Genomic DNA, 3571 nt, shown 5'->3' with positions numbered 1-3571 from the left:
CTTGACCGCCGCCACCACCCTGCGACGCAAATCCTCCTGCGCCGCAGGGGAAAGCGACCGCGTATCACGCACCACAACACCCATACACACCCAACGATCACGGCATGTTTGGGCTACTGCTCAATAACAAGGGGCCCTTCCTCTACCGAATCCGTTAACAAGGGGCCCTTCCTTACACCTCAGCGGACGGAGCGGATCTTCAGTACCAGGAGGCTGCCGAGCAGGGTGACCACGGCGGTGGCCGCGTAGAGCGCCGGGTACCCGCCCAGGTGGACCACGACCGGGGCGGACAGGGCCGGCCCGAGCACCTGGGGCGCCGAGTTGGCGATGTTGATCACGCCGAGGTCCTTGCCCCGGTCGGTGGCCCGGGGGAGCACCTGGGTGATGAGCGCGGCGTCGACCGACAGGTAGACGCCGTACCCGGCACCGAGCAGGCCGGCGGCGACCAGGGCGACCGGCCAGCGCGGGGCGACCGCGAGCAGTACCGCCGCGCCGGCCATCACCAGACCGGAGACGATCACGAAGATCCGGCGCCGGCCGAACCGGTCGGAGAGGCGACCGGCCACCACGGCGGTGGTCGTCATCCCGGCGGTGTAGATCAGAATCAGCACCAGCAGCCCACCCTCGGGGTCGGCGTGGTGCACCTCGTCGGTCAGGAAGTAGAGCAGGTAGAGGGTGCCGAGGGCGTTGCCCATCTGGACCAGGAACCGGGTGATCCAGGCCCAGGCGAAGTCGGGGTGCCGGCGCGGGCTGACCCACATAGAGGTGACCAGCGCCGACAGCCGGCGTCCGGGGCCGGTACGGCCGGCCGGGGCGTCCGTCCCGTGCCCGGCGGGCAGCGGGTCGTCCGGAGTGAGCAGGGTGAACGGCAGCGCGAGCAGCAGCACCGCCGCCGCGACCACCAGGTAGCCGGCGGCGGTGCCGGTGACCAGCGTGGTGACCAGGACCGCGCCGACGACCAGCCCGAGGGCCTGCGGGATGCCCACCCAGCCGGAGACCGCGCCACGCTGGGCCACCGGGACCCGGTCCGGAACGGCGGCGGTCAGGCTGGCCAGCATGGTGTTGAAGCAGATCTGCGCGGCCACCCAGCCGACCGCCACCCCGGCGATGGTCTGCTGACGGGCCAGCAGCACCAGGGCGAGGGCACCGAGCACCGCGCCGCCCACGGTCCAGACGTGCCGCCGGCCGAACGAACGGCCGGCCAGCCGCAGGACGGTCCGGTCGGAGAGCGCCCCGGCGAGCGGGTTGGCGAGCACCGCGGCGAGCGCGCCGAGGCCGGTGACGACGGCGAGCATCTCCTCCTTGTCGGCCGGTGCGATCAGCCCGACCTGCTGGGGGAGGAGGATCTGGATGGGGGTGAAGAACGCCATCCAGACGCCCAGGTTGGCCGCGAAGATCAACGCGATCCAGCCCCGCCGCACCGGCGCGGTCGGCTCGGCCAGCGCCGCCGGCAGCGCCGGCCCGGCAGCCACCTGCGGAGCCGGTTCGGTGGCGGTCATTCCGCGCGGATCAGGTCACGGAACCAGGCGTACGACGACTTCGGCGTACGCTGCTGCGTGTCGAAGTCGACGTGCACGAGACCGAAGCGTTTGGTGAAGCCCTCCGCCCACTCCCAGTTGTCCAGCAGGGACCAGACGAAGTAGCCCCGCACGTCCACGCCGTCGGCCATGGCCCGCCGGACGGCCCGCAGGTGCCCGTCCAGGTAGGCGATCCGCTCCGGGTCGTGGACCCGACCGTCGGCGTCGGGTACGTCGTCGTACGCGCAACCGCTCTCGGTGATCTCGACCGGGGGCAGGGCCGTGCCGTACCGGGTGTGCAGCCCGGTGAGCAGGTCGTGCAGCCCGTCCGGGGCGACCGGCCAGTCGAACGCGGTCGTCGGGTGGCCGTCGAGCGGTACCAGTTCGAACGGCAGAGGCGCGTCGGCGTCGGCGGCCCGGATACCGGTCGGGTTGTAGTAGTTGACCCCGAGCACGTCGATCGGACTGGCGATGACGGCCAGGTCGCCGTCGTGGATCACCGTGGAGTCCACCCCCGGCGCGTCCGGGTACCCCTGACCGAACAGCGGGTCGGTGAAGAGCCGGTTGTGCAGGGCGTCGTACGCGGCCCCGGCGGCCCGGTCCGCGTCGGTGTCCCCGCGCAGCCACACCGGGGAGTAGTTGTTGGCGATCGCCACCGGGCTGGTCGTCCGGGCCCGTAGCGCCTGCACCGCCAGGCCGTGACCGAGCAGCTGGTGGTGGGCGGTGGGGAAGGCGCCGAAGAGGTGCACCTCGCCGGGGGCGTGCACGCCCATGCCGTACCCGAAGGTCATGTGCACGAAGGGTTCGTTCAGGGTGATCCAGAGCCGGACCCGGTCGCCGAGCCGGGCGGCGACCGCGTCGGCGTACCCGGCGAAGCGGTGCGCGGTGTCCCGGGCGAACCAGCCGCCGTCGTCGGCGAGGGCCTGCGGCAGGTCCCAGTGGAACAGCGTGGCGACCGGGTCGATGCCCCGGGCCAGCAGGGCGTCCACCAGCCGGTCGTAGAAGTCCAATCCGGCCGGGTTGACCGGGCCGGTGCCGTCCGGCTGCACCCGGGGCCAGGCGATCGAGAAGCGGTACGCCGAGACGCCGAGGTCGGCCATCAGGTCGACGTCCCCGGCGTACCGGTGGTAGTGGTCGCAGGCGACGTCCCCGGTGCTGCCGTCGGCGATCCGCCCCGGGGTGTGGCTGAAGGTGTCCCAGATCGACGGTCCCCGGCCGTCCGCGTCGGCGGCGCCCTCGATCTGGTACGCCGAGGTGGACACCCCCCAGCGGAAGCCGGCGGGGAAGCGGGGCGGCGGGGTGGCGGTCATCGGCCCTCCGGTCGGCGGTCGCGCTGGCGTCCGCGCCGGCCCGCCGGCCCACCATCGACCGGTACGCCAACGCGAAAGTTGTTCGACTCTATTCGCTCGGCGTGTCGCAGGGAAGCCTTCACCCCTTTGTCCAAATTTGTGCCTAGAGTGCGTGATACCGGTGAGATGTCCTCAATGGAGGCGTAAAGCTATGATCCTGGTGGAACGCAGCGCGCACGTGGTGGCGCCGATCGAAGTGGTGTGGGACGTCGTGCAGCGGGCTGAGCAGCTACCAGCCTGGCTGGCCGGGGTCCGGCAGGCCGAGGTGCTCTCCGGGGAGGGGTTCGGTCGTCGTCAGCTCGTCCAGGCCGGCCGGGGTTCGGCCTGCGAGGCGGAGGTCATCGCCTTCCAGGAGCCGACCCTGATCGGCTGGCGGGAACGGGCCAAGGGGGCGGGCGCCCGCGCCGAGGCCCGCACCGAGATCTACGTCCAGCTCACCACCGACGAGGAGAAGGGCGGCACCGTCGTCCGGCTGATCGTCGTACGCTGGCCGGCCGGCCCGGTCAAGGCGGCGCTGCTGCGCCTCGGCATGCGGCGGGTCGGTGCGGACCTGGAGGAGTCGCTGGCTCGGCTGACCGACCTCGCCGCAGTCGGTTGAGCCATCGCCGGACGGGCCGCAGTCGGATGAGCTGTGGCCGGTCGACCGGTCCGGCCGGCCGCCCACGGCCGCAGGCGGCACAGGGACCCGGGGGGACCAGGGGACTG

The 3571-nt window shown here is 72.3% G+C and carries 3 protein-coding genes; 1 reads left to right on the top strand and 2 read right to left on the bottom strand.

The features are described from left to right. Window positions 1-179: 179 nt before the first annotated feature. A complete protein-coding gene (locus tag GSF22_RS31960; RefSeq protein WP_208817635.1) occupies window positions 180-1499 on the bottom strand; it encodes an MFS transporter in 1320 nt (439 codons plus the stop codon). Next, entirely contained in the window at window positions 1496-2827 is a 1332-nt protein-coding gene (locus tag GSF22_RS31955) for a GH1 family beta-glucosidase (protein WP_208817634.1), read from the bottom strand. Before GSF22_RS31955 ends, GSF22_RS31960 begins: the two co-directional genes overlap by 4 nt. Window positions 2828-3017: 190 nt before the next feature. Here GSF22_RS31955 and GSF22_RS31950 point away from each other — a divergent pair, with 190 nt between their 5' ends. After that, the gene (locus GSF22_RS31950; RefSeq protein WP_208817633.1) at window positions 3018-3464 is read left to right on the top strand and encodes an SRPBCC family protein; all 447 of its coding nucleotides are present in this window, start codon (window positions 3018-3020) and stop codon (window positions 3462-3464) included. Window positions 3465-3571 lie beyond the last annotated feature (107 nt).

The organism is Micromonospora echinofusca, assembly GCF_017614955.1.
GTDB lineage: Bacteria > Actinomycetota > Actinomycetes > Mycobacteriales > Micromonosporaceae > Micromonospora > Micromonospora echinofusca_A.
Note: the sequence above shows the minus strand (reverse complement) of the source record. Positions and strands in the feature narration are given on the sequence as shown.

Bases quoted from the DNA above. Each gene is read 5' to 3' on its own strand.
- GSF22_RS31960 (WP_208817635.1), bottom strand. From the start codon at position 1,499: ATGACCGCCACCGAACCGGCTCCGCAGGTGGCTGCCGGGCCGGCGCTG.
- GSF22_RS31955 (WP_208817634.1), bottom strand. From the start codon at position 2,827: ATGACCGCCACCCCGCCGCCCCGCTTCCCCGCCGGCTTCCGCTGGGGG.
- GSF22_RS31950 (WP_208817633.1), top strand. From the start codon at position 3,018: ATGATCCTGGTGGAACGCAGCGCGCACGTGGTGGCGCCGATCGAAGTG.